Annotated in this window: 21 protein-coding genes; 11 read left to right on the forward strand and 10 right to left on the reverse strand. The window is 74.7% G+C overall.

The annotated features are described in order from the left end of the window. Entirely contained in the window at positions 1-861 is an 861-nt protein-coding gene (locus OM98_RS08065; RefSeq protein WP_010534104.1) for a PHP domain-containing protein, read from the forward strand. Beyond that, positions 858-1,487: a MarC family protein gene (locus OM98_RS08070; protein ID WP_010534105.1), complete on the forward strand. Its 630-nt coding sequence runs from the start codon at positions 858-860 to the stop codon at positions 1,485-1,487. The genes OM98_RS08065 and OM98_RS08070 overlap by 4 nt, the downstream gene beginning before the upstream one ends. A 186-nt stretch (positions 1,488-1,673) precedes the next feature. On the opposite strand, the gene OM98_RS08075 is transcribed toward OM98_RS08070, so the two are convergent. The 3 genes from OM98_RS08075 to OM98_RS08085 all read right to left on the reverse strand — a co-directional run bounded on the left by OM98_RS08075 (position 1,674) and on the right by OM98_RS08085 (position 4,515). Further along, a complete protein-coding gene (locus tag OM98_RS08075; protein ID WP_010534106.1) occupies positions 1,674-3,458 on the reverse strand; it encodes a DEAD/DEAH box helicase in 1,785 nt (594 codons plus the stop codon). A 166-nt stretch (positions 3,459-3,624) separates the two neighbouring features. Continuing rightward, positions 3,625-3,846 carry a DUF3107 domain-containing protein gene (locus OM98_RS08080; RefSeq protein WP_010534107.1) on the reverse strand — a complete coding sequence of 74 codons (222 nt, stop codon included), beginning with the start codon at positions 3,844-3,846 and terminating at the stop codon, positions 3,625-3,627. A gap of 57 nt (positions 3,847-3,903) precedes the next feature. After that, on the reverse strand, positions 3,904-4,515 hold the full coding sequence (locus tag OM98_RS08085; RefSeq protein WP_010534108.1) for a TetR/AcrR family transcriptional regulator: 612 nt from the start codon (positions 4,513-4,515) through the stop codon (positions 3,904-3,906). Between the two features lie 148 nt (positions 4,516-4,663). Between OM98_RS08085 and OM98_RS08090 the strand changes: the two genes are divergently transcribed. Beyond that, on the forward strand, positions 4,664-7,927 hold the full coding sequence (locus OM98_RS08090; RefSeq protein WP_010534109.1) for a PD-(D/E)XK nuclease family protein: 3,264 nt from the start codon (positions 4,664-4,666) through the stop codon (positions 7,925-7,927). Beyond that, positions 7,924-11,307: an ATP-dependent helicase gene (locus OM98_RS08095; protein ID WP_010534110.1), complete on the forward strand. Its 3,384-nt coding sequence runs from the start codon at positions 7,924-7,926 to the stop codon at positions 11,305-11,307. The genes OM98_RS08090 and OM98_RS08095 overlap by 4 nt, the downstream gene beginning before the upstream one ends. Positions 11,308-11,340: 33 nt before the next feature. On the opposite strand, the gene OM98_RS08100 is transcribed toward OM98_RS08095, so the two are convergent. After that, positions 11,341-12,303 carry a phosphotransferase gene (locus OM98_RS08100; RefSeq protein WP_033195113.1) on the reverse strand — a complete coding sequence of 321 codons (963 nt, stop codon included), beginning with the start codon at positions 12,301-12,303 and terminating at the stop codon, positions 11,341-11,343. A 50-nt stretch (positions 12,304-12,353) separates the two neighbouring features. On the opposite strand from OM98_RS08100, the gene nudC reads away from it, so the two are divergent. From nudC to OM98_RS08115, 3 genes are all read left to right on the forward strand, one after another. Beyond that, the gene (nudC, locus tag OM98_RS08105) at positions 12,354-13,268 is read left to right on the forward strand and encodes an NAD(+) diphosphatase (protein ID WP_010534112.1); all 915 of its coding nucleotides are present in this window, start codon (positions 12,354-12,356) and stop codon (positions 13,266-13,268) included. Between the two features lie 93 nt (positions 13,269-13,361). After that, positions 13,362-15,533: an ATP-dependent DNA helicase UvrD2 gene (locus OM98_RS08110; protein WP_010534113.1), complete on the forward strand. Its 2,172-nt coding sequence runs from the start codon at positions 13,362-13,364 to the stop codon at positions 15,531-15,533. A 289-nt stretch (positions 15,534-15,822) separates the two neighbouring features. Continuing rightward, the gene (locus OM98_RS08115; protein ID WP_010534114.1) at positions 15,823-16,095 is read left to right on the forward strand and encodes a WhiB family transcriptional regulator; all 273 of its coding nucleotides are present in this window, start codon (positions 15,823-15,825) and stop codon (positions 16,093-16,095) included. A gap of 359 nt (positions 16,096-16,454) precedes the next feature. On the opposite strand, the gene OM98_RS15580 is transcribed toward OM98_RS08115, so the two are convergent. Next, positions 16,455-16,613: a DUF5679 domain-containing protein gene (locus OM98_RS15580; RefSeq protein WP_010534115.1), complete on the reverse strand. Its 159-nt coding sequence runs from the start codon at positions 16,611-16,613 to the stop codon at positions 16,455-16,457. A gap of 489 nt (positions 16,614-17,102) precedes the next feature. Here OM98_RS15580 and OM98_RS08120 point away from each other — a divergent pair, with 489 nt between their 5' ends. Then, positions 17,103-17,681: a M48 metallopeptidase family protein gene (locus OM98_RS08120; RefSeq protein ID WP_010534116.1), complete on the forward strand. Its 579-nt coding sequence runs from the start codon at positions 17,103-17,105 to the stop codon at positions 17,679-17,681. A 6-nt stretch (positions 17,682-17,687) separates the two neighbouring features. Here the strand turns inward: OM98_RS08120 and OM98_RS08125 are convergent, their stop codons facing one another. The 4 genes from OM98_RS08125 to OM98_RS08140 form a co-directional block, all read right to left on the reverse strand. After that, positions 17,688-18,083, reverse strand: coding sequence for a PadR family transcriptional regulator (locus tag OM98_RS08125; RefSeq protein ID WP_010534117.1), 396 nt, complete (start codon positions 18,081-18,083; stop codon positions 17,688-17,690). Beyond that, positions 18,080-18,556, reverse strand: a complete 477-nt coding sequence (locus OM98_RS08130; protein WP_010534118.1) for a 2TM domain-containing protein — start codon at positions 18,554-18,556, stop codon at positions 18,080-18,082. The genes OM98_RS08125 and OM98_RS08130 overlap by 4 nt, the downstream gene beginning before the upstream one ends. Before the next feature lie 250 nt (positions 18,557-18,806). Then, positions 18,807-19,463, reverse strand: coding sequence for an NUDIX hydrolase (locus tag OM98_RS08135; protein ID WP_010534119.1), 657 nt, complete (start codon positions 19,461-19,463; stop codon positions 18,807-18,809). After that, positions 19,460-20,992 carry a zinc-dependent metalloprotease gene (locus OM98_RS08140; protein ID WP_010534120.1) on the reverse strand — a complete coding sequence of 511 codons (1,533 nt, stop codon included), beginning with the start codon at positions 20,990-20,992 and terminating at the stop codon, positions 19,460-19,462. The genes OM98_RS08135 and OM98_RS08140 overlap by 4 nt, the downstream gene beginning before the upstream one ends. Positions 20,993-21,062: 70 nt before the next feature. Between OM98_RS08140 and OM98_RS08145 the strand changes: the two genes are divergently transcribed. After that, entirely contained in the window at positions 21,063-22,187 is a 1,125-nt protein-coding gene (locus OM98_RS08145; protein WP_010534121.1) for a YlbL family protein, read from the forward strand. Then, on the forward strand, positions 22,184-22,870 hold the full coding sequence (locus OM98_RS08150; RefSeq protein ID WP_010534122.1) for an HAD-IA family hydrolase: 687 nt from the start codon (positions 22,184-22,186) through the stop codon (positions 22,868-22,870). Before OM98_RS08145 ends, OM98_RS08150 begins: the two co-directional genes overlap by 4 nt. Before the next feature lie 13 nt (positions 22,871-22,883). Here the strand turns inward: OM98_RS08150 and OM98_RS08155 are convergent, their stop codons facing one another. Further along, a complete protein-coding gene (locus tag OM98_RS08155; protein WP_010534123.1) occupies positions 22,884-23,564 on the reverse strand; it encodes a hypothetical protein in 681 nt (226 codons plus the stop codon). A 193-nt stretch (positions 23,565-23,757) separates the two neighbouring features. On the opposite strand from OM98_RS08155, the gene ettA reads away from it, so the two are divergent. Continuing rightward, entirely contained in the window at positions 23,758-25,440 is a 1,683-nt protein-coding gene (gene ettA, locus OM98_RS08160; RefSeq protein WP_010534124.1) for an energy-dependent translational throttle protein EttA, read from the forward strand. The last annotated feature ends 145 nt before the right edge of the window (positions 25,441-25,585 follow it).

Genomic DNA, 25,585 nt, shown 5'->3' on the forward strand with positions numbered 1-25,585 from the left:
ATGGAGGAACGCATCGACCTGCACGCCCACTCCACCTGGTCCGACGGCACCCGCGACGTGGCGGAGCTGTTCGCCGACGCCCGGGCGGCGGGGCTGGACGTGCTGGCACTCACCGATCACGACACCGTGGCCGGCTGGGCGGAGCTCCCCGGGGCCGTGGCTGCCAGCGGGGTGGCCGCGGTGCCCGGCATCGAGGTCTCCGCCGAGCACGAGCAGCTCAGCGTGCACGTCCTCGCGCTGCTGGTCGATCCCGGTCCCGGCACGGAGCTCGCCGGGGAGATGGCCCGGGCCTGCGCCTCCCGCGACCGCCGCGCCCGCACCATGGTCGACCGCCTCGCCGCGGACCACCCGATCAGCTGGGAGGGCGTGCAGGAGCAGGTCGCCGACCCCACCACCGTCATCGGCCGCCCCCACATCGCCGACGCGCTGGTCGCCGCCGGGGTGGTGCCGGACCGTTCGAGCGCCTTCGCGGAGCTGCTGAGCCCCTCGGGCCCCTACTACGTGCGCTATGAGGCGCCCACCCCGGTCGATGCGGTCCGGCTGATCCTCGCGGCCGGCGGGGTGCCGGTGATCGCCCACCCCGGCTCGGTCAGCCGCGAGGGGATGCTGCCCGTGGAGCTGCTGGAGGAGATGATCACGGCGGGTCTGGCCGGCATCGAGGTCGGCCACCGGGAGCACGAGCCGGATGAGCGGCGGCGCCTCGCGGAGCTGGCGAGATCACACGACCTGCTGGTCACGGGCGGAAGCGACTACCATGGCACCGGCAAACCCAACCGGCTCGGGGAGAACCTCACGCAGCCGGACGTCCTGGCCGCGATCACCCACCGCGCCACGAGCACCACCGAGGTCATCCGTCCGTGAACCTGGTCGACCTGAGCTTCCTCACGGGAGTCTTCGTCACCCTCTTCGTCATCATCGACCCGCCGGGCACCGTCCCGATCTTCCTGTCGCTGACCCATTCCATGACCGCGAAGCAGCGGGCGCGGGCGGCTCTGGTCGCCGTGGGGGTCGCGATGCTGATCATCAGCGTCTTCGCGCTGTTCGGGCGCTTCATCCTCGCCTACATGCACATCTCGCTGCCGGCGCTGCAGTTCTCCGGCGGCCTGCTGCTGCTCATCGTGGCGCTGCAGCTCCTGGCCGGCAAGGAGGACGAGATGGCCGCCAGCGAGGGCGTGAACGTGGCGCTGGTGCCGCTGGGCACCCCGCTGCTCGGCGGTCCCGGCGCGATCGTCGCGATGATGCTCTTCGTGGAGCAGACCGGCGGGCAGCCCGCTCGCATCGGCTCCCTCGTGATCGCGCTGCTGCTGATGGCCGTGGTCATGTACGCCACGATGCGCTTCGCTGACGTCATCGCCCGCCTGCTCGGCAAGGGCGGCGTCACCCTGGTCACCCGCATCTCCGGCGTGCTGCTGGCGGCCATCTCCACCCAGATGGTCTTCGACGCCATCCACTCGTTCCTCGTGGACTGGGGCACGATCCCCGCCTGACCGCCGGGCCCCGCCCGGCTCTCCGAGATATTCGACGGTCCGTGCCGGGACGTGGCACGGACCGTCGAAATCCATCGAGCGCGCGGCGCCTCGCCCGGGCGTGCATCGAGGGTCTGTTCCGGAGGTGGAACAGACCCTCGACGTGGTGGGACCGGCGCCCGAGGGATCAGGCGCCGGGACGGGGGATCACTCGCCGGAGGAGTCCGCGGCGGGGCCGGTGCCACCCTCGCCCTGGCCGCTGCGACGACGGCCGCGGCCCCCGCGGGAGCGGCGGCGACGCTTCGGGGCCTCGCCCTCGCCGCCCTGCTCGGAGGTGCCGGACTGCTGCGCAGGGCCGGAGCCCTGCTCGCCGTCGACGACCTCGCCGTTCACCCGGCGGGTGCGGGTGCGCGAGCGGTTGCGACGGGGACGCTCCTCGCCCGCGTCGGACCCGGCCTCGGAGTCGGCGCGCTCCTCGCGACGCGGGCCGCGCCCGCCGCCACCGCTGCGCTCGCCGCCGCGTCCGCCACGGCCGCCGCGGTCCCCGCTCCGGCCGCCGCGGTCACCGCCGCGGGAGCCGCGGTCGCGCGGGCCCTCGGGCCCGCCGAGGTCCTCGACCTCCTCGGCCTCCAGGCCTGCGCGGGTGCGCTGCGCCTTCGGCAGGGTGCCCTTGGTGCCCTCGGGGATGTCGAGGTCGGCGTACAGGTGCGGGGAGGTGGAGTAGGTCTCCACGGCCTCGGTCGACTCCAGCCCGAGCTGGCGGGCGATGAGCGCCCAGCGCGCCAGGTCCTCCCAGTCCACGAAGGTCACCGCGGTGCCCTTCTTGCCCGCGCGGCCGGTGCGGCCCGTGCGGTGGAGGTAGGTCTTGTCGTCGTCGGGGCTGTTCCAGTTGATGACGTGGGTGACGTCGTCCACGTCGATGCCGCGGGCGGCGACGTCGGTGGCGACCAGCACGTCCACCTTGCCGTTGCGGAAAGCTCGCAGGGCCTGCTCGCGGGCGCCCTGGCCCAGGTCGCCGTGCAGCGGGGCGGCCGCGAAGCCGCGCTTCTGCAGGTCCTCGGCCACTCGGTCCGCCTGGCGCTTGGTGCGCATGAACACGATGGTCAGGCCGCGTCCGCGGGACTGCAGCACCCGCGCCAGCACCTCGATCTTGTCGAGCTGGTGGGCGCGGTAGACGACCTGCTTGATGTCGGCCTTGGTGCGGGAGACGTCGCCCGGGTCGTGGGCGCGGATGTGGGTGGGCTGGGTCATGAAGCGCCGCGCCAGCGCCAGGATCGGGCCCGGCATGGTCGCGGAGAACAGCATGGTCTGGCGCTTCTCCGGCACGGCCCGCAGCAGCTTCTCGATGTCCTCGAGGAAGCCCAGGTCCAGCATCTCGTCGGCCTCGTCGAGCACCGCGGTGCGCACCTGGGAGAGGTCCAGGTACTTCTGGCGCATCAGGTCGATGAGACGGCCCGGGGTGCCGACGACCACGTCGACTCCCTTCTCGAGGGCCTCGATCTGCGGCTCGTAGGCGCGGCCGCCGTAGACGGTGAGGATGCGCACGGGGCGCTTCGCGGAGGCGTCCTGGAGGTCCTCGGCGACCTGCACGGCCAGCTCACGAGTGGGCAGCACCACCAGGGCCTGCGGCTTCCCGATCACGCGGCCGGTGGGGTTGTCCTCCCCGGGCGCGACGGTGCTCTGCAGCAGCGGGATGCCGAAGCCCAGCGTCTTGCCGGTGCCGGTCTTCGCCTGGCCGATGATGTCGCGGCCCTTGAGGGCGACGGGCAGGGTCATCGACTGGATCGGGAAGGGGTGGATGATCCCCTTGGAGGACAGCGCCTCGACGATGTCCTCGCGCACGTCGAAGTCGGCGAAGGTCTCGCTGACGACGGGCTGCTTGGCGGGCTCGGCCGGGGCCTCGGCCCCGGCGGTGGTCAGGGTGTCGCCGGAGCTCTGCTCGACGGCGGCGGAGGCCGACGCGGCCTCCTCGGTGGGGATGGTCTCAGACACCGTTCAACTCTCTGAAGGTCATGGATGTGCTCGGCCATCCTACCGTCCGCCCTGAACTCCGCCCTGAACTCCGCCCTGATCGCCGCCCGGGAACGACCTCGCCCCGGTCCGCACGAGGCGGGCCGGGGGCGAGGAGCGATGCGGCGGGGTGCTGAGCCCGGGGGCGTCAGCCGAGGAAGCCGACGCGGCGGGGCTCCTCGGTGGAGACCTCGGCGTAGGCCACCTTCGCGCCGGGGACCAGCACGATGCGGCCCTTGCTGTCCTCGAGGGTGACCGAGGTGCCCTGCTCGATCGCGGTGCCGAGCGATTCCAGCACCGCCGCGGACTCCTGCTCGGACTCGATGACGAGCTCGCGGGGGGAGTGCTGGATGCCGATGCGGATCTCCATGACCTGCGCCTTCCTTTCCGCCCGAGGGGCGGGGACGAGTGGACGTGCGCCGGGAGTCTACTCGCGCAGGGCCTCCTCGCGCAGGAGCGTGAAACCGGACAGGCCGTGCGCGATGGTGGTGGTGATCGTGTCGAGCACCCGTTCCCGGGCGTCCTCGTCCGGGGCCTCGTGCTGCAGGGTCGCCGAGACCTGGGTGATGCCGATGATCGCGTGACCGACGATGCGCGCCTCCTCCTCACTGATCTCGCGGAAGGCGGTGACCACGCTCGCGAGCTCGAGGGCCAGGGCGTCCAGCACCGCGTCCACCCGGGCCTGCACCGGCGCGGACAGCTCCACCTTCCCCGTGAACAGGCGCAGCGTGTTCTCGAGCGAGACCAGCTCGTAGAAGCGGCGCTGTCCGTAACGCACCCGCTCCACCGGGGTGCCCTCGTATCTGGTCAGCTCGGCAGCCTCCCGCAGCAGGTTCTCGCCGAGCACCCCGATGACCTCGCTGTACAGCGCCTCCTTCGAGGCGAAGTGCTGGTAGAGCACGGGTTTGGTGACGCCGGCGGCCCTGGCGATGTCGTCCATCGAGGTGCCTTGATAGCCCTGGTCCGTGAACACGGCGGTCGCGAGGTCCAGCAGCTGGGCGCGGCGCTCCCGGCGCGGCATGCGGGTGCTGGGGGACATGATGGGCACCTCCAGGGGCCATGGCTCTGAGCCCGAAAGAGAGTACCGGGCGGGAACTGTGACCCTTGACACTGTACGCCCGTGAGGTGCAGGGCCGGGGCCCTGCGCGCCGTCGTTCGTCGGGTCCGTGCGTTCCAATGGGGTCACGATGATCACGCAGAGCCCGCCCCGAGAGCGCCGCCGCCACGGCGGCGCCGTGGCCCCGCCGATCCGGCTGCTGGGCCCGGACCTCGCCGCGCTCCCGACGGTGCGGGAGCTCGACGGGCTCGACGCCGACCAGCGCGCTGCGCTCAGGGACCTGCTGACCGGGGAGGACGTGCTGGTGCACGGTGCCCCCCGCAGCGGACGCACCGCCCTCGCCCTGGCCGCCGCCTCGGCCCTCGCCCGGCGCCCCCGACCCTTCGCGGCGGCGGGCGGGGAGGACGCCGCGGTGCTGCTGCTCGCCCCGCGCCGCGCCGCCGCTGCCCGGCTGCGCGACGCCCTGGCCGCCGGCGGCGTCGACGGAGCCCGGGTGATGACCCCCGCCGCCCTCGGCTTCGCGCTGGTGCGCAGCGAGTCCGCCCGCCGCGGCGCGGGGGAGCCGACCCTGGTGACCGGCGCCGACCAGGACGCGCTGCTGGCCGAGCTGATCGCCGTGCGCGAGGACTGGCACCTGGAGATCGACGCGGCCGCCCGGCTGCTGCCGGGTTTCCGCACCGAGCAGCGGGACCTGGTCACCCGCGCCGGGGAGCTGGGCCTGGACGCCGAGGAGCTGGACCGCCGCGGCCGCGAGCTGGGTCGCCCCGCCTGGCGGGATGCGGCGGCGCTGCTGCGGGACTACCTGGGCGTGCTCGCCCTCGAGTCCGGCGCGGCGCTGGACGCCGGGCCCCGACTGGACAGCGCGGGGCTCGGCCGCCGCGCCGCCGAGCTGCTGCGGGCGGGCGCCGTCGAGCCGCCCGCGCCCGTCGTGATCGTGGACGATGCCCAGGACCTCACCGGCGCCGGCATCGCCCTGGTCCGGGCGCTCGCGGCGGGTGGGGCACGGCTGCTGCTCACCACCTGCCCCGACGAGGCCGTGGACACCTTCCGCGGAGCCCTGCCCGATGCGGCCGCGCGCCTGGCCGAGGGTCTCGCCCGGCCTCTGCGCCGCCACCAGCTGGGCGCCTCCCGCGCCGAGCCCGGCATCGCCGCGGCGGCCGCGGGGCTCGCCGCCCGGCTCCCGCTGGCCGGCGCCCCGAGCGCCGCCCGGCGCCCCGTGGACGGCGCCGCGGCGACCGGCGGCACCTCCGGGTCCGGGGACGGCGTGGCCGTGCTGCGCGCGCGGGACGAGCTGGAGGAGTCCCAGCTGCTCGCCGCCGCCCTGCGGGACCTGCACCACCGCGAGGCCGTGCCCTACGACGAGATGGCCGTGGTCTGCCGCTCCGGCGCCGCCGTGGGCGACCTCGCCGACCTGCTCGCCCGCGAGGGCCTGCCCGTGCGCACCCCGCGCCGCTCCCGACCCCTGCGCGAGGAGCCGGTCGCCGCGGACCTCCTGGCGATCGTCGAGCTGGGCGTCGAGTCCGCCCGCGGGGCCGCCGTGCCCGATCCGCTGCGCACCGCCGAGCTGCTGCGCGGACCCTTCGGCGACGCCGACGAGCTGCGCCTTCGCCGCATCCGCCGGATGCTGCTGGCCGCCCGGCCCGAGGGGGAGGAGACCCCCAGCGAGCAGCTCCTGGCCCGCGCCCTGGTGGAGCCGGAGGCCCCCGGCCTGCCCGAGCCCGGAGCACGCGACCGTGCCGCCGCGCCCGTGCACCGGCTGCGCGCCATGATCGCGGCCGTCCGCGCCCACCACGAGGAGCCCGCCACCGCCGTGCTCTGGCAGGCCTGGGAGGCGGCGGGTCTCGCCGAGGGCTGGCGCCGGGCCGCGCTGGGCACCGAGGAGGACAGCGACGGCGCCCGTGCCCGTCTGTCCGGCTCCCGCCTGGACGTGCTGATGGAGCTGTTCGCCGCCGCCGAGCGCCTCACCGACCGCCGCCCGGGCGCCGGAGCCCTGGACCTGGTCGAGCAGATCCGCGGCCAGGCCGTCGTCGAGGACACCCTCGCCCCCTCCGCCACCCCCCGCGGTCGCCTGGCCGTGCTCACCCCCGCGCAGCTCGCCGGCGAGGACCGGGACACCGTCGTGCTGGCCCGCGTGCAGGAGGGCGCATGGCCCGACCTGCGCCTGCGCTCCACCCTGCTCGGCGCCGCGGACCTCAGCCTGCTGGCCACCTCCCCGCAGGCCGCCGAGCTCGCCGCCGACCCGGACGCCCTGCACGCGGTGCAGCGCTCCCAGGTCCTCGCCGACGAGCTGCGCCTGGCCGTCAGCGCCCTCACCCGCGCCCGCCGCCGCGTGCTGGTCACCGCCGTCGACGGCGGGGAGCTCGCACCCTCCGCCCTGCTCGACGCGATCGAGGGCGCCGCGCCCGCGGAGCCCTGGGTGCAGGCGGAGACCCTGCGCCGCGACCCCGGCCCCGCCCCCGATGCCCGCCGCCTGGTCGCCTCCCTGCGCCGCCGGCTGCGGGAGGAGGACCCGGTCCGGGTGCGCGACGCGGCGCTGGCCCTGCACGCCCTGGCCCGCGCCGGGGCGCCCGGGGCCGACCCCGCCGCCTGGTACCACCAGCACCCCTCCAGCTCCGCGCCGCTGCGGGCGGGGGAGCGGCCGATCTCCCTCTCGCCCTCCGCACTGGAGCGCGCCCACGACTGCCCCCGCGCCTGGCTGTTCGAGCGCGCCGGCGGCACCCGCGCCGGCGGCCCCGCCCAGGTGCTCGGCACCGCCGTGCACCGCCTCGCCCAGGACCACCCCGCCGGGGACGCCGCCCCCGAGGACCTGCTGGACGAGCTGCACACCCTGCTGCGCGGGGTGCCCGGCCTGGACACCTGGTCCGGCCGACGCCGGGTGCGCCGCGCCGAGGACGCGGCCCGGCTGCTCGCCGCCCACCTCGCCCAGGCCCCGCCCGCGCTGGCCGTCGAGGCCCCCTTCACCGTCGAGCTCGGCGAGGTGCGCCTGCGCGGCACCATCGACCGCATCGAGGGCGACCCGGGCGCCCTGCGCGTCGTCGACCTCAAGACCGGACGCACCCCCAAGACCAAGGCTGCCGCCGCCGAGGACCTGCAGCTCGGCGCCTACCAGGCCGCCGTCCGCGCCGGGGCGCTGGACGAGCAGCTCGGCGAGGGCGCCGGGGAGCACCTCACCGGCGCCGAGCTGGTCTACCTCGGCACCGGCGGCCGCAGCGCCGCGGTGCGCCCCCAGGCCGCCCCGGAGCAGACCGAGGACCCGGACTGGTTCGCGGGGGTCACCGCCGAGGTGGCCCGCGCCGTCTCCGGCGACGCCGTGCTGGCCCGCATCAACCCCCACTGCTCCCGCTGCGCCGTGCGCGCCAGCTGCCCCCTGCAGCCGGAAGGGGCCGACCTGTGAGCCCCCCGAGCACCCCGCGCTACTCCGCCCTCGACCTCGCCCGGCTGCTCGAGCAGCCCCCGCCCACCGCCGAGCAGATCGCCGTGATCGAGGCCCCCACCGCCCCGATGCTGGTGGTCGCCGGGGCAGGCTCCGGCAAGACCGAGACCATGGCCTCCCGAGTGGTGTGGCTGATCGCCAACGAGATCGTCGCCCCCCGCCAGGTGCTCGGCCTCACCTTCACCCGCAAGGCCGCCCACGAGCTCGGCGAACGGATCGGGGCGCGCCTCGCCGCGCTCGCCGCCGCCCTGCGCGCCGAGGGGCTGCCGGTGCCGCCCGGCCTGGACCGCGGCGGGGACGAGCTGGTCGGCCAGCGCCCCACCGTGCACACCTACAACGGCTTCGCCCTGGACCTGGTGCGCGAGCACGCCCTCGCCGTCGGCCTGGACCCCGAGCTGACCATGATGTCGGCCTCCGCGTCCTGGCAGCTGGCCCACACCCTGGTGGAGGCCTCCGACGACTCCCTCGACCTCGACGCCTCCCCGGCCACCCTCACCGCCGCCCTGGTCTCGCTGACCTCCTCCCTCGCCGACCACCTGGCCACCCCGGCGGACCTCGCCGCCGAGCTGCGGCGCATCCGCGACCACCTCGCCGGGATCCCCCTGCAGGTGGAGGGCCGCCGCCGCACCACCCCGCCCACCGTCGCCGCCGTGCTCGACGCCCTCGAGTCCCGCCTGGCCCTGGTGCCGCTGCTGGAGCGCTTCGCCGCCGTGCGCGCCGAGCGCTCCGCCCTGGACTTCGCCGACCAGATCGCCCTGGCCGCCCGCATCGCCGCCGAGGTGCCCCGCGCCCGCGAGGAGGCCCGGCGCCGCCACCGCGTGGTGCTGCTGGACGAGTTCCAGGACACCTCGGTCGCCCAGCTGCGGATGCTCTCCGAGCTGTTCGGTCCCGGCCACGCCGCCTGCGCCGTCGGCGACCCGCAGCAGGCCATCTACGGCTGGCGCGGCGCCTCTGCGGCCTCCCTCGGTGGCTTCGGCCGCGCTTTCGCCACCCCCGAGCGCCCGGTGCTGCAGCGCACCCTGTCCACCTCCTGGCGCAACGACGAGGCCGTGCTGGCGCTGGCCAACCGCCTCGCCGGGCCCCTGCGCGAGGCCGGGGCCGGCATCACCATCCCCACCCTGCAGGCCCGCCCGGGCGCCGGGGAGGGCGCCATCGAGATCCACGAGGCCGGCGACGAGCGCCGTGAGGCCGCCGCCATCGCCGCCTGGATCCATGCCCGTCGCGCCGAGGCCGGCCCGGCGGAGGAGGTGCCCAGCGCCGCGGTGCTGGTGCGGGCGCGCCGCCAGATCGGACCGCTGGTCGAGGGCCTGGAGGCGGCCGGCCTGCCGGTGTCCGTCGTCGGCCTCGGCGGCCTGCTGCACCGCCCCGAGGTGGCCGACGTGCGGGCCCTGCTCACCGCCGCCCACGACCCCTCCCGCGGGGACGCCCTGATGCGTCTGCTCACCGGGCCCCGCTTCCGCCTCGGCGCCCGGGACCTCGCCGTGCTGGGTCGCTGGCGCGACCGTCTCGCCTCCCGCCTGCGCGGCGGGGAGGGCATCGCGAAGGATCCGGCCCGCCAGGTCTCCCTGGTCGATGCCGTGGACGACCTGCCGCCCGCCGACTGGGAGGACCCCGACGGCCGCGCGCTCGGCGCCACCGGCCGCGAGCGGCTGCGGCAGCTGCAGGGGATCCTGCGGGAGCTGCGTCGCCTGCTGCCGCTGCCCCTGCCGGACCTCGTCACCGCCGCCGTCCGTGCCCTCGACGTCGACCTCGCCCTGCTGGAGCAGGATCCGGGGAGCTCCGCCCTCGCCGACCTGGAGGCCCTGCGCGACCATGCCGCCGCCTTCGACCGCTCCGCCGTGCGCGGCGGCCTGGGTGCCTACCTCGACCTGCTGGAGATCAGCGAGGACGAGGAGGCCGGGCTGGCCGTCACCGCCGCGGCCGCCGCCGAGGCCCCGCCCGAGGCGGTCACCATCGTCACCATGCATTCGGCCAAGGGCCTGGAATGGGACCTGGTGGCCGTCGCCGGGCTCACCGAGGGCACCGTGCCCTCCTACGACCTGCGCCGCGCCCGCACCGACGAGTCCGGCCGGGTGCGAGTCCCCGCGAGCGGCTGGCTGGGCCCGCTGGCCTCCGCGAGCGTGCCCACCGCGCTGCGCGGGGACGCCGAGACCCTGCCGGAGTTCGCCTGGGCCGAAGCCGACACCCAGGTCGACGCCGAGGGCCTGCTCGAGGACTTCCGTTTCGCCCAGGGCGAGGAGTCGCTGCGGGAGGACCGACGGCTGATGTACGTCGCGGTGACCCGGGCCCGTCGCCGTCTGCTGCTGACCTCCGCAGCCTGGCGGCTGGGCCTGCGCGCCCCGCGCCCCCGCTCCCGCTACCTCGCCGAGGCCGAGCCCCTGGTGCCGGAGGCCTTCCGTCGCCGCGAGGAGGTGGGGGAGGAGAACCCGCTGGAGGCCGAGCGCCCCACCGCGATCTGGCCCCCGCCGCCCGGCGTGGAGGAGCACGCCCGGGACCGGGCCGCCGCGCTGCTGGAGGCCGCCGCCCCCGCGGGCGAGGGGCCCGGCGGCCCGGAGGGCACCGACGACGCCGAGGAGCGCGATCACCCTGGTGACCCGCACGAGCCGGGGGGCCCTGACGACTCCTCCGGGTCTGACGACCCCGCCGGCCCGGCGGATCCCGAGCTGGCGCGGCTGCTGGAACGGGCGCTCGCGGACCTCGCTGCCCGCCGGGCCGCGCCCGTCGTCCATGCCCCCGCCCGGCTCTCCGCCTCCCAGGCCGTCGCCCAGGCCCGCGACCCGGAGGCCGCGGCCCGCGACCTGCTGCGCCCGCTGCCGCGCCGTCCCTCCCCGGCGGCCACCCGCGGCACCGCCTTCCACGCCTGGCTGGAGCACCGCTTCGATGCCGGCACCCTGCTGGACCTCGAGGACATCGCCGAGCTGGCCGACGCCGAGGACGAGGAGACCACCGGCGCCACCGCCTCACTGCGCGAGACCTTCGCGGGATCCGCCTGGGCGGGACGCACCCCGATCGCGGTGGAGCAGCCCGTGCACACCCGTCTCGGTGAGGTCGCGGTGCGCGGCGTGATCGACGCCGTCTTCCCCGATCCCGACGGCGGGGACGGCGTGATGATCGTGGACTGGAAGACCGGCGCGGTGCCGCCGCCGGCCCGCCTGCGGGAGCTGTCCCTGCAGCTCTCCCTGTACCGCCTGGCCTGGGCCGAGCGCAGCGGACTGCCGCTGGGCAGCATCCGCACCGCCTTCCACTACGTGGCGGCCGACCACACCCACGAGGTGCGGCGGCACCCCTCCCGCGCGCGGATCGAGGCGATGCTCACGCCCGGGGAGGACACCGGGGACTGACCCGCGGCCGCTCCCGAGCAATCAGTGGCGGGATCAGCGCTGCTCGTCCTCGCCGTGCAGCTCGGCGTAGGTGCGCTCGGCCTCCTCCCGCGCCATCTGGGCGAGGTCCTGGTCGAGGTCGTGGATCATGCCGCGGGCATCGGCCACGATGTCCTCGTCGTCGGTGTCCAGACCGTGCAGCAGCCACTCGCAGACGGCGAACTCGCCGAGGGCCTGGGCGCGCTCCAGCAGCCGCGGGTGCACCGCGGTGGGCAGCTCCTCGCGGTAGGCGGCGTACAGCTCGTCGAAGCGCTCCGCGTCCAGGGAGGACACCAGCCAGGCGAGGTCGGTGGCCGGGTCGCCGATGCGGGCCGAGGACCAGCCCTGCACTGCACTGATCCTGTCCCCGCTGCGCAGCAGGGACTCCTCGGACAGGTCGGCGTGGACGAACTGCGGGGTGAAGTCCCACAGCTCGTCGTCCTCCAGCAGGGTCTCCCAGCGCTGGGCGACGGCCGCGGGCAGGTGCTCGCCGGCGCGGGCGCGCTGCACCCGGGCGCGATGCTCCTCGTGCAGGGTCGCGGCGGTGAAGGACTCCACCCCGGCGGCCTCCGCGGCGTAGCGCGGCACGGTGTGGATGCGCGCCAGGATCGTGCCCAGCGAGCGGGCCAGCTCGGCGGAGGCCTGCAGGCGGTCCAGCATCAGCGGCTGCCCGATCGCGGCCTTGGAGGCGACGGCGCGGCCGCCCTCGGGCAGCTTCACGAAGCCCAGCACGGGCGGCGTCACGGCCGACAGCGGGGTGCCGCCGAGGGCGTCGCTCACGGCCACGTCACGCTCCAGCCGCACCCCGGCGGAGGTGGTGGCGGGGGAGCGGACCACGAAGCGGCGGTCGTCCTCCCCGACCACCCCGGCCACGTCGAGATCCTCGGCGGGGGTGATGATCAGCGTGGTCCGCACGGGCACCAGCCCGGGGACCGCGGCGGCGGCGAGGGCGGCCAGCGAGAAGGAATTGCGATGCACGGGCCCCACCGTACCCGCCGCACCCCGGCCTCCCGCGTAGGCTCCCGGGCATGGCGACGCTCCGTGGACCACACCTGCACACGCCCCTGGCCTCGGGGCTCAGCGACCGGGACGCCCTGGACCGGGCCGACCCCGCGATCCTCGACCCGGGGGAGGACGCCCGCTACGTGGTCACCCGCGCCGGCACCGTCGCCCTCACCGAGGACGCGGACGGCACCCTGCGCCTGCTGCTGGAGACCGAGGACCCCCGCGGCTCCTCCACCCAGCCGGCCGTGCTGCTGGGCCGACGCGGCGGCCTGCGGGTGATCGGCGTCGAGGTGCCCGAGCCGCGCGCGGAGCTCGACGACCCGGGCCGTGACCTGCGCGAGCTGCGCCGCGTCGCCGACCGCCTGGACCCGGCCGACGCCGGCTTCGCCCTGGCCGCCGTCGCCATGGGTTCCTGGCACCGGGTGACCCGGCACTGCCCCCGCTGTGGGGCCCTGCTGGACCCGGAGACGGCCGGCTGGGTGCTGCGCTGCCGCGAGGACCGCTCCGAGCACTTCCCCCGCACGGACGCCGCCGTGATCATGGCGGTGCGCGACGACGCCGACCGGCTGCTGCTGGCCCGCAACGCCCATTTCCCCAGCCGCTTCCACTCGGTGCTGGCCGGCTTCGTGGAGCCGGGGGAGACCCTGGAGGCGGCCGTCGCCCGCGAGGTCGCCGAGGAGGTGGGCCTGGAGGTCGAGGAGGTCGAGTACGTCGGCTCCCAGCCCTGGCCCTTCCCGCGCTCGCTGATGCTGGGCTACCGCGCCTGGGTGCGCGGGGACACCGCGCTGACCCTGCAGGACGAGGAGATCGCCGAGGCCTCCTGGTACACCCGCGAGGACCTCGCCGCCGCTGTCGAGGCGGAGGAGATCGGCCTGCCCGGCCCCGCCTCGATGGGCCGCGCCCTGATCGACGACTGGATCGCCGGCCCCGCCGACTGACGTCCGCCCGCGGTGGTCCTCCTCACCGTCGCCCCTCCCCAGCGCCCCGGCGGCGGCCTCGTCCGTCGGCCCCCGCTGGCAGGATGACCGGTGATGACCGCGACCCCTCAGCACACCCCGAGTTCCGGCCCCGACGGCGCCCCCGTCGAGCCGGAGGAGATCCTGCACGCCCTGGACCCGGAGCAGCGGCAGGTCGCCGCGACCTTCGGCAGTCCCGTCTGCGTGCTCGCGGGCGCCGGCACCGGCAAGACCCGCGCCATCACCCACCGCATCGCCTACGGCATCGCCACCGGACGGATGGACGCCCGCCACGTGCTGGCCGTGACCTTCACCGCGAAGGCAGCCGCCGAGATGCGCTCGCGGCTGCGGGACCTCGGGGTGCCCGCCGTGCAGGCCCGCACCTTCCACGCGGCCGCCCTGCGGCAGCTGCGCCACTTCTGGCCGCGCGTCGTCGGCGGGCCGATGCCCGAGATCATGCCGAACAAGTACCCGGGCATCGCCGAGGCCTGCCAGCGCCTGCACATGAGCGTGGACCGCGCCGCCCTGCGCGACATCGTCGCCGAGGTGGAGTGGGCGCGGGTCTCGATGCTCACCCCCGAGAGCTACCCCCGCGCCGCCGAGCGCGCCCGCCGGCCCGGGGTGGCCGGCTTCGACGCCCGCTCGATCTCCCGGATCCTCACGCAGTACGAGGAGGTGAAGAAGGAGCGCGGCGTCATCGACTTCGAGGACGTGCTGCTGCACATGGTCGGCTTCCTCACCGAACGGCCCGACGTGGCCCGCGAGGTCCGCTCCCAGTACCGCCACTTCGTGGTCGACGAGTACCAGGACGTCTCCACTCTCCAGCACGCCCTGCTGCGGCTGTGGCTGGGCAGCAGCGACGACCTCTGCGTGGTGGGTGACGCCGCCCAGACCATCTACACCTTCGCCGGGGCACGCGCCGCCTTCCTGCTGGACTTCCCCCAGGAGTTCGGCCGCGCCCGCATCATCCGCCTGGAGCGCAACTACCGCTCCACCCCGCAGGTGGTGCGGATCGCCAACACGGTGCTGGACGGCGCCCGCGGCCGCACCCGCGATTCCCGCCTCACCCTGGTCTCCCAGCGCGAGGACGGCCCGCCGCCGCTGATCGAGTCCTACCCGGACGACCCCGCCGAGGCGGAGGGCGTCGCCTCCCGCATCGCCGAGCAGGTCCGCGAGGGCCGCCCCGCCTCCGACATGGCGGTGCTGTTCCGCACCAACGGCCAGTCCGAGGCCCTCGAGCAGGCCCTCACCGGCCGCGGCATCGGCTACCTGGTGCGCGGCGGGGACCGCTTCTTCGAGCGCCAGGAGGTGCGGCGGGCGATGGTCGCGCTGCGCGCCGCCACCCGCGTCGAGCAGGTCGAACCCGACCGGGCCGTGCGGGACGTGCTCGCCCCGCTGGGCTGGGCACCGCAGGCCCCCGAGACCACCGGCGCCGTCCGCGAGCGCTGGGACTCCCTGAATGCCCTGGTGATGCTCGCCGACACGGTCCTGTCCCGGCCCGGCACCGGGCTGCCGGAGCTGGTGCGGGAGCTGGAGGAACGCGCCGAGGCGCAGTCCGCCCCCGTCGTCGACGGCGTCACCCTCGCCTCCGTGCACGCCGCCAAGGGTCTGGAGTGGCCCGCGGTGTACCTCATCGGCGCCAGCGAGGGGCTGCTGCCCATCTCGATGGCCTCCACCGCCGCCGAGGTCGAGGAGGAGCGGCGCCTGCTGTACGTCGCCCTCACCCGCGCCAAGGACCTGCTGACCATCTCGTGGTCCGCGGCCCGCACCCCCGGGGCGCGCGGCTCCCGCAAGCTCTCCCGCTTCCTGGACGGGGTGCGCACCACCGACGGTCCCGAGGGCTCCCGCGGCCCGGCGCCGCGCCGCACCGGACGGCGCAGCGCCACCGTGTACAGCGAGTGCCGCGTCTGCGGGCAGGGCCTGGTGGCCGCGGCCGACCAGCGCCGCGGGCGCCACGCCGGCTGCCCCGCCACCGGCCACGAGGCCGCGGCCGCCGCCCTGCGCAGCTGGCGCGAGGAGCGCGCCCGGGAGCTCGGTGCGCCGCCCTTCGCGGTGCTCACCGAGGCCGCCGTCGAGGCGATCGCCGAGCGCGACCCGCGCACCGAGGCTGAGCTGATGGCCGTGCCCGGGGTCGCCGAGCGGGTGCTGGCCCGCCACCGGGAGGACGTGCTGGCGGTGCTCGCCGCACATCGCAGCGGGGCGGCGACGTCCTCCGGATCGGGAGCAGAACCGCAGGTCAAAAAATGATGGGCGGATTCTCGGGGGCTGTGTAGACTGCCACTCGTCCATCGTCACAGTCGTGGCCCGGCAGGCCGGGGTACGCGCACCAGAAAGGAGGGGAACCATGATCGATCAGGAGAATCTCGCGGTCGACGGCGGCGCCCCTCGCGGTGCGTCCTCCCTGTCCCACCGCTACCGGGGCTTTACTGCCCAGGTGCCGACCCGACACTGACGAGGTTCGACCTCGCTGCGGGGCGGCACCATCGCCGCCCACGGAGCCGTTCCGGCTCCCCACGACTTTCGAAGCAGCGAGACGATGACCTCCACCACCTTCCCGTTCCCCATCACGGCGGCGGCGATGCTGCCCTGCCACGAGGCCGAGGCGGCCGACCTCTTCTTCTCCGAGCGGCCCGCGGACCTGGAACAGGCCAAGCAGCTCTGCACCGGCTGCCCCCTGATGCAGGAGTGCCGCCAGGGAGCCTTGGACCGCGCCGAGCCCTGGGGCGTCTGGGGCGGGGCGATCTTCGAGGCCGGGCAGATCATCGCGGTCAAGCGCGGCCGTGGACGCCCCCGAAAGAACGCCGCCTGAGCCCGGGCCTCCCCCTCTCCGCCCTCACCCCTCACCACACCCGGGCCTGCCCCTCCCACGTCGAGCTCTTCATGGTTGCGTCCGAGGCGGCCCGAAGGCGCACTCTCGAAGAGCTCGACGCGGTGGCCGAGGAGGGGCCGTGAGGGCGCGGGGCCCTGGACCACGAGATCCACGTTCGGGTTGCCCTGTCGCCTCAGGGCAACCCGAACGTGGATCTCGGCACCCGGCACGGGAAAGGCCTCCCCGCGGCCGGGTCGGGTGGCGCCTCGGCATTCGGAAGGGCCCGGACAGCGAGAACGGGGCGGAGCACCCGCAGGTGCTCCGCCCCGTTCCGGAACCGGTCGTTCAGGCCGTGGAGATCAGGCCTTGCCGAGGATGCGGTTCAGCTTGGTGCCGCACACCGGGCACACCGCCTTGGCCATGCGCCGGCCGTTCGAGACGACGACGTCGCCCTCGGCCTCCCGCTTCTCGCGGCACTTGACGCAGTAGAACTCTCCGGCATAGGTCTCGTCGGCCATACCTGCTCCTTGTGAAGGTCGATCATTCGGATACCCGCGGGACACCGTCGGTGACCTGCGGGGGCCGTTCACTGTAACCCGTCCGAGGGGCGGCCCGTCGCACGCTTCGGGTCGTGGGGGCTCACGGGGAGCCGAGGAAGTGCGTGCGACGGGCCGGCGTCGGAGTCCGTCCGGCGCCCGCGATGGGCCGGAGGACCGTGGAACCCCGGGGGCGCTCAGCACCACGCGCACCTTCCCCGTGTGCGTCCTGCTAGTTATCCCGGGGTCCCACGTCTCGGAGAACGTAGCCCCTGCCCGTGGCACCGGTCAAAGGCGTCCCGGGGATGGGCTGTGGACAAGCGGCGTGGCGGTGTGGACATCACGGGGGAGGCGGTGAGGACGCTGTGGAGGAGCATGTGCATTTCCCCTCCACGATGCTGTGACCTGTGATGATGCAGCGCACACGTGTGGATGAACTTTTTTCCGTCGCCCCGTGCCAGGCTGTGTCCTATGTCCGGTTCCCGCTCCCAGACCACCACCGTGCTCAGCGATCAGCGGGGTCCGCGCGGGGAGCCGGTGTGGGTGCGGCGCTCCACCCGACGACGTCGGACGGTCTCGGTCACCCGTCGCGAGGGCGAGCTGGTGGTGGCGATCCCCGGCAGCTTCTCGACGCGTCAGGAGCGGGACTGGGTGACCCGCATGATCCGCCGCTACGCGGAGGGTCGCGAGGCCGAGGCCCCGGCGCGTCGCAGCGACGAGGATCTTGTCCGCCTGGCTCGGCAGCTCGGCGAGCGCCACCTGGACGGGAAGGCCGTCCCCACCTCGATCCGCTGGACCTCCCGGCAGCAGCAGCGCTGGGGCTCCTGCACTCCCGCCGAGGGCAGCATCCGCATCTCCGACCGGCTGCAGGGGATGCCCGAGTGGGTGCTGGCCTCCGTGGTGATGCACGAGCTGGTCCACTTGCTGGTGCCCGGCCACGGCTCCCACTTCCAGGCCCTGATGGCCCGCTACCCGGAGGCGGAGCGGGCCCGCGGCTTCCTCGAAGGCGTCACCTTCGCCCGCGACGAGCCGGCCCCGGCCGAGGAGTGAGACGGCTCAGGTGATGAGCTCGGCCTCGATGCGCCGCAGGTAGATCCGCCCCGCGGGAGTGAGGCGGAAGTCCTGTCGCTTCGCGCCGGTGCGGGGCACCTCCACCTGGGCCGTCGTCAGCAGTCCGCTCTGGGCCAGGCGCCGCAGCGTCCGGTAGAGCCCGCGTTCGCTGATCGACCAGCCGGAGGCCTCGGTGAACCGCTCGGCCGCCTCCCCGGCCGCCACGGGGCCGTGGTCCCGCACGATCCGCAGCAGCACCAGGGTGGTCGCGCTCTTCTTGTAGACCTCGACCCAGGAGCGGCCGAGCTCGGCGACCCATTCGGCGTCCTCCGCGGACAGGGGGGCGGCCTCCTCCGGCTCACCCGGACCGGTCTCCGCGTCGACGGGGGTCCCGCTGCTCACGCGCGTTCCCGCTCGAAGCCGCGGGAGAGCACGGCGCCGATTCCGTGGCAGAGCAGGCCCAGGCCCCAGAAGCTCGCCATCGCGAACGTCGCGCCGAACCAGCCGCCGTCGATGGGCAGTCGGCCCTCGCCGGCGACGGCGGGGGAGCCGGAGGCGATCAGCAGGTTCGCGTGCAGCAGGAAGCCGGTGTTGATCGCCGCGTAGGTGATCGCGTGGGCGGTGAACAGGCCGTAGCGCACCCGCGCCAGGCGTCGTCCGGCGGTGAGCAGATAGACGGCGTATCCCACGCCGACCAGCGCGGTGAGCAGCGCGATCCACGCGGTGATGTGGCTCCCGGTGGCGAGGACGACCGCCTGGATCGCGATGCTGGATCCGGTGATGGCGAGGGCGAAGGGCAGCAGGGTGCGGTGGGCGGCGGCGCCGTCCCCTTCGGCGCTCAGGCCGTGGTCGGTGGTCTCGATGTGTGCGGTCATGGCGTCCTCCCGGTCGCTCGGCGTCCCTGCGGCGGGGTCGGTGACTCCGCTCCGGACACTTGGTACTGTACCGATGGTGCACTGCTGATGTGAAGGGGTGCTTCCCGGAGGAACGGGGTAGGGGATTCCCCGGTGCCTCCGGGGTGCAGCATGCCCCTGGACGAGTGGGGAGGACGGCGGGGCGGTCGCGCGCCGAAGCCACGGAGCGATCACGGTGCCCTGGGCCCGGAGTCACCCGCGCCGCGGCGCCTCAGGTCCGCCGGGGGTGCGCGGCGAGGTGCTCGGCCAGCTCCGCGAGCTTGTCCGGCATGTCCTCCACGGTGCCCGGGGGCAGGTGCGCGACCGAGCGGGCGGGCCCCTCGCCGAGCAGCGGCCAGGGTACCCAGACCACCTCGGGGGACTCCTCGCTGGCCCGCAGCGGCAGCTCCGGGGCCGGGAGCGCGGTGCGCAGCAGGTACTGCACGTCCCAGTGCTCGTGGCAGGCGCCGAAGGCCGCGTCCAGGGCATGGCGGTGCAGCACGGCGGGGCCGGGCCCCACCCGTTCCAGCTCCTCCAGGCCGATCTCCTCGGCGACCTCCCGGCGCGCGGCGGCCTCCAGGTCCGCGTCGTCGACCTCCAGGTGCCCGCCGGGCTGCACCCAGAAGCTCCCCTTGCGGTGCCACACCAGCGCCAGGTGGTCGCCGTCACGGTCGATCACCACGGCGCTCGCCGTGAGGTGGTGGGGCCCGCCCTCCCGGAACAGGGCGCCCGGCTCCGCCTCCAGCACCGCCAGGTAGTCCGCGGCGGCGGCGCTCCCGCTCGCGGCGAGCTGGGTGCGGGCCGCGGCGAGCAGCCCGGACGCGGGGGCGGCCCCGGGAATGGTCCCCGGGGCCGCCGCGCCGTCCGCCTGCGGGGAGGTCCCGCTCATCGGGACCCGTCGCCCGCGGCGGAGTCGTCCCCGTCCGAGGGGCCGTCGTCGCCCGAGTCGTCGTCCCCCGCGATGCGGCCCTGCTCGTCCTCGTGCGGGGCCGAGCCCGCGCCGTCGCCGTCCAGCAGCCGCTGCAGCTCCGCGTCGAAGTCGCTGGGCAGCTCGGCCTGCACCTCGGCGGTCAGCTCCTGAGTCTCCTCGCCGCCCGCCCGCGGGGCCTGCGGGGTGCCGGAGAGCACCTCGGCGGTGGGCAGCAGGTCGGGGTGCTCCCACTTGGCCTCGCGGCCCGCGATGCCCTCGGTGGCCAGCACGCTGTCCCACCAGGCCAGGGCCTCGCGCACGCGGCGCGGCCGCAGCTCGATGCCGACGGTGCTGGCGAGCATCTGCTCGGCGGGGGAGCCGGTGGCGCGTCGGCGCCGCAGCACCTCGCGCAGCGCGTCCAGCTGCGGCAGCTTGCCCTCCAGTGCCTGCGTGGTCACGTGGTCCACCCAGGCCTCCACCAGGGCCAGCAGCGTGGCCAGCTCCTCCAGAGCGCGCTCCTGGGAGGCGCGGCGGGTGAAGACGAACAGGTCCTCGGGGCGCTTGGCCTGCAGCGCCTCCGGATCGGAGATGTCCAGGTCCCGCACCATCTCGTCGAGGGCGTCGAGGTCCAGGGTGATGCCGCGGGCGTAGTCCTCCACCGCGGAGAACAGGGTGCGACCCAGCCACGGCGCCGCCGTGAACAGGGCGGTGTGCGCCAGCTCCCGGGCGGTGAGGAAGATGCGGGCGGCGTCCGGGTCGAGGTCGTGGTCGGCGATGAGATCGGCGACGTTCACGGCCACCATCGCCGGCTCGCCCTCGCGGCCCAGCGGCAGCGAGAGGTCGGTGGTGCCGAAGACCTCGCGGGACAGCGAGCCGATGGCCTGGCCGAACTGGATGCCGAACAGGGTGCCGCCCACGCGCTCCATCATCGCGGCGGGGTCGCCGGGCATCGGCATCGGCGCCTCGGCCATCTGCGAGGTGATCGCCTCGCCGATCGCGCCGGCCATGTACTTGGCCACGGGCTCCACGGTCGACTTCCAGCGGGGCAGGGTGCGCACCATCCAGGTGCCGCGGCTGTAGACGCCGAGCTCCTTGGCGGGCACGTCCACGCCGAGCTCCGGGTCCAGCCACAGGCTCGCCACCTGCGCGGCCTGGCGCAGCTCCTGGATCTGCTCCGGGGTGGGGTTCGGGTCGCCGGGGGTGCCGGTGGGCTCGGGGGCGCCGGGGATCGGGGTGGAGCCGGCCGAGACGCGGCGCGCGATGTCCTCGGCCATGGTCCAGTTCACCGGGCCCTCCCCCTGGGCGTCGAACAGGTGCTGCATCTGTGCCGCCGCGGCCCGCAGCTGCGCCGGGTCCTGCGGGACGTTCGCCTGCTGCGCGAGGGCGGACAGGTCCAGACCGTCCAGCGCCCCTTCGGGCAGGGCCTCGCCGAAGGCCTCCTTCAGCAGGCGCTTCAGCGCCTCCTCGTCCATGTTGCCGGATCCTCCGGCCACGGGGTTCTCGCTCATCGTCTCCTCCTGCACGGGGTCGCCCGCCAGCGTACCGAGGCCGCCTGGGGGATTACGGCACAATGGCCCGGTGACCGCGAACGACGAGCCGACCCCCGCCCCGCCCGGACGGAGGAGCCGTCTGCGATCCCGGATCGACGCCATCGAGGTGCCGCGCCCCCGCCTCGCCGTCGGCGCCCTGGCCGGTATGTGCGTGATGATCCTGGGGGCCTCGATGCTGCCGGTGCCCTACGTCGTCGAGCGGCCCGGCCCGGCCATCGACGTGCTGGGGGAGTACCAGGACGAGCAGATCCTCACCATCGAGGGCGCCGAAACCTACGAGACCGACGGCGAGCTGATGATGACCACCGTCTCCGTGGACGGCGGCCCTGGCTACACCGTCACCCCCGTCGAGGTACTGGTGGGCTGGTTCGACCCCTCCCAGGCGGTGTTCCCCCGCGAGCTGCTGTTCCCCGAGGACCAGACGCAGGAGCAGACCGACCTGCAGAACACGGTGCAGATGAGCACCTCCCAACAGGGTGCCGTCGCCGTGGCCCTGGACGAGCTCGGCGTCGCCTACGAGGACACCGTGATGGTCGCGGGCATCCAGGCCGGCGCCCCCGCCGAGGGGCAGCTCGAGGGCGGGGACGTGATCCTCGCCGTCGACGGCGAGGAGGCCGCGGACGTCGAGGGCTACCAGGCGCTGGTCGCCGACCGCGAGCCCGGCGAGGACGTCACCGTCACCGTGCTGCGTGACGACGAGGAGCGGGACGTCACGATGGCCACGGCCGACGTCGACGGCACGGCCCGCCTCGGCATCGTCCTCGGCGCCGGCTACGACTTCCCGATGGACGTGCGCCTCACCGTCGGCGACGTCGGCGGGCCCAGCGCCGGCACCATGTTCTCCCTGGCCGTCTACGACGAGCTGACCCCCGGGGCGCTCACCGGTGGCGAGGCCGTCGCCGGCACCGGCACCATCTCGGCCGACGGCGAGGTCGGATCCATCGGCGGCATCCGCCAGAAGATGATCGGGGCCCGGGACGCGGGCGCCGAGTTCTTCCTGGCCCCCGGCGCGAACTGCGAGGAGGTCGCCGGGAACGAGCCGGACGGCCTGCAGGTCGTCGCCGTGGACACCTTCGACGAGGCCCTCGAGGCCACCACCACGATCGCCGAGTCCGGCACCGCGGACTCCCTGCCCACCTGTGAGGACCGATGAGCCGCCGCCGCACCGCCCCCCGCCGCCCCACCGTCGCCCTGGACTTCGGGGGCGTGCTCAGCGCCGGGCACGACCCCGCGCCCGAGCTGCACGAGCTGCTCGGCGGCGACCTCGACACCCTCCGCGCCGCCTGGCTGGAGCACCGCCCGCCCTACGACGCCGGGCAGATCGACGCCGCCGACTACTGGGGTCGGGTCGCGGCCGCCGTCGGCGTCGAGCAGCTGAGCGCCGAGGAGGTCACCGAGCTGCAGGAGACGGACGACCGCTACTTCCTGCAGCTGGACCCCGACGCCCGCGCCCTGCTGCACGACCTCGCCCGCAGCGGCACCCGCCTGGTGCTGCTGTCCAACGCCTCCCTCTCCTTCGGCCAGGCGGTCCGCCGCGCCGACTGGTTCGAGGCCTTCACCCTCGCCGTGATCTCCGCCGAGGAGCGGGTCTCCAAGCCCGACCGCGAGATCTACGAGATCCTGCTGGAGGTGCTGGCCCACGAGACCGGCGGTGTCGCCCGCCCCGGGGAGGTCGTCTTCTTCGACGACCGCGAGGAGAACGTGGCCGCCGCCCGTTCCCTCGGCATCGACGCCCACCACTGGCCGCGCAACGGCGAGGACCACCCCGAGGGCACCGAGCACGGCACCGTCACCGCGCGCCGCGTGCTGGCCGACCGGGGCGTCGTCCTGGACTGAGGGACGCGGCGGCTCAGACCGCACCGATCGTCAGCAGCGGGATCACCACTGCGGCATGGACCGAGACCAACCGAGACCAGCAGGGCACTGCCCCGACCACGGTCAGCGACGCCGCCGCGCCCGCCAGCAGCATCCCCGCCCAGTCGTCCCTGCGGGCGATCGCGAAGACCAGCCCCAGCAGCAGCGTCACCGCCGCCAGGGCGCCCAGAGCCGTCGCCCCGAGGAAGAAGACCGCGCCTCCGGCGAACCCCAGGGTGACCAGGGTCAGCAGCACCACCGCTCCGGCGTCGAGCCCGGCCAGGACCAGCGCGCCGCCGACGGCGGCGATCCGCGGTCCGCGGGGGATCCGGCTCGGCAGCAGGACCACGGCCGCCTGGGCGGCCACGGCGAGCAGCCCGGCCAGCAGCAGGGCGGCGATGGCGAGGTCGCCGAGCAGCCCCGGGTCCGGCTCGCCGTAGTCCGCGTACTGCGGGTCGGAGAAGAGGCCGTGGAACGAGAGCGGGGCGAGGACGGTCGCCAGCAGCTGGGCGATCACGACGGCCGGCCCCGACCAGGGCGGCGGGGGAGCGGCGGGCGGAGGGGAGGTCGCGGCCCCCGGGTGGACGGCGGGGTAGCCCGCCGCCGGGTGCCACTCCTGCTCGCCCGCGCCGTCGCTCCAGGACGGTGCCTGCGGATGCGGACGCGGATGGGTCATGGTCGATCCCCCTGTCGTCCAGTGCCGCGAGGATCCCCCGATCCCCTGTGACGGCGGTCAAGCCCCGTCCCGCGTCGGACCGGCACGCTGGGAGGAACCGGATCGCGGTGGGTAGAGTGCACGGGGCGCGCCCCTCCGCGAGGAGCCGGGCCCCTGCGCCGCTCCACCCCCATCAAACCACCCAGGAGATGCTTTGGCAGAGTTCATCTACACGATGTACAAGGCCCGCAAGGCCGTCGGGGACAAGGTGATCCTCGACGACGTCACCATGAGCTTCTACCCGGGCGCCAAGATCGGCATGGTCGGCCCGAACGGCGCCGGCAAGTCCACGATCCTGAAGATCATGGCCGGCCTGGACCAGCCCTCCAACGGCGAGGCCCGCCTCAGCCCCGGGTACAGCGTCGGCATCCTGCTGCAGGAGCCCCCGCTGGACGAGACCAAGACCGTCCTGGAGAACGTCCAGGAGGGCATGGGCGACCTGTACCGCAAGGTGCAGCGCTTCAACGCCATCGGCGAGGAGATGGCCGAGCCCGACGCCGACTTCGACGCCCTGATGGCCGAGATGGGCACCCTGCAGGCCGACATCGACGCCGCCAACGGCTGGGACCTCGACTCCCAGCTCGAGCAGGCGATGGACGCCCTGCGCTGCCCACCCGGGGACGAGATGGTCACCCACCTCTCCGGCGGCGAGCGCCGCCGCGTGGCGCTGTGCAAGCTGCTGCTGGAGAAGCCCGACCTGCTGCTGCTGGACGAGCCCACCAACCACCTCGACGCCGAGAGCGTGCTCTGGCTCGAGCAGCACCTGCAGCAGTACGAGGGCGCCGTCATCGCCGTCACCCACGACCGGTACTTCCTGGACCACGTGGCCCAGTGGATCGCCGAGGTCGACCGCGGCCACCTGTACCCCTACGAGGGCAACTACTCCACCTACCTGGAGAAGAAGGAGCAGCGCCTCCAGGTGCAGGGCAAGAAGGACGCCAAGCTCGCCAAGCGCCTCAAGGAGGAGCTGGAGTGGGTGCGCTCCAACGCCAAGGGCCGCCAGGCGAAGTCGAAGTCCCGTCTGGCCCGCTACGAGGAGATGGCCGCGGAGGCCGAGCGCACCCGCAAGCTCGACTTCGAGGAGATCACCATCCCGCCCGGCCCGCGCCTGGGCAACGTGGTCATCAACGCGAAGGACCTGGAGAAGGGCTTCGGCGACCGCAAGCTCATCGACGGCCTCAGCTTCTCCCTGCCGCCCAACGGCATCGTCGGCGTCATCGGCCCCAACGGCGTCGGCAAGACCACGCTGTTCAAGACCATCGTCGGCCTGGAGCCGCTGGACGCCGGTGAGCTGAAGATCGGCGAAACCGTGAAGATCAGCTACGTCGACCAGAACCGCGAGAACATCGACCCGAACAAGAACCTGTGGGAGGTCGTCTCCGACGGCCTCGACTTCATCCAGGTCGGCAAGGTCGAGATCCCCTCTCGCGCCTACGTCTCCCAGTTCGGCTTCAAGGGACCCGACCAGCAGAAGAAGGCGGGGGTGCTCTCCGGCGGCGAGCGCAACCGGCTGAACCTGGCGCTGACCCTCAAGCAGGGCGGCAACGTGCTGCTGCTGGACGAGCCCACCAACGACCTGGACGTGCAGACCCTCGGCTCCCTGGAGAACGCCCTGCTGGAGTTCCCCGGCTGCGCCGTGGTCGTCTCCCACGACCGCTGGTTCCTGGACCGCGTGGCCACCCACATCCTGGCCTACGAGGGCACCCCCGAGGAGCCCGCGAACTGGTACTGGTTCGAGGGCAACTTCGAGGCCTACCAGAAGAACAAGGTGGAGCGCCTCGGCGAGGAGGCGGCGCGTCCGCACCGCGTCACCTACCGTCGCCTCACCCGCGACTGATCCCGCCGCCCGAGGGCCCGGCACCAGGAGAGATCCCGGTGCCGGGCCCTCGGCGCGTCCGGAGATCGCGCGGTGCCGCGATGGCTCGACGCACCCGACGGCGGCGACAGGTCGGCGCGACCGGGCGTGTCCGCACCTCGACGAG

This window comes from Brachybacterium squillarum M-6-3 (genome assembly GCF_000225825.1).
Lineage (GTDB): Bacteria > Actinomycetota > Actinomycetes > Actinomycetales > Dermabacteraceae > Brachybacterium > Brachybacterium squillarum.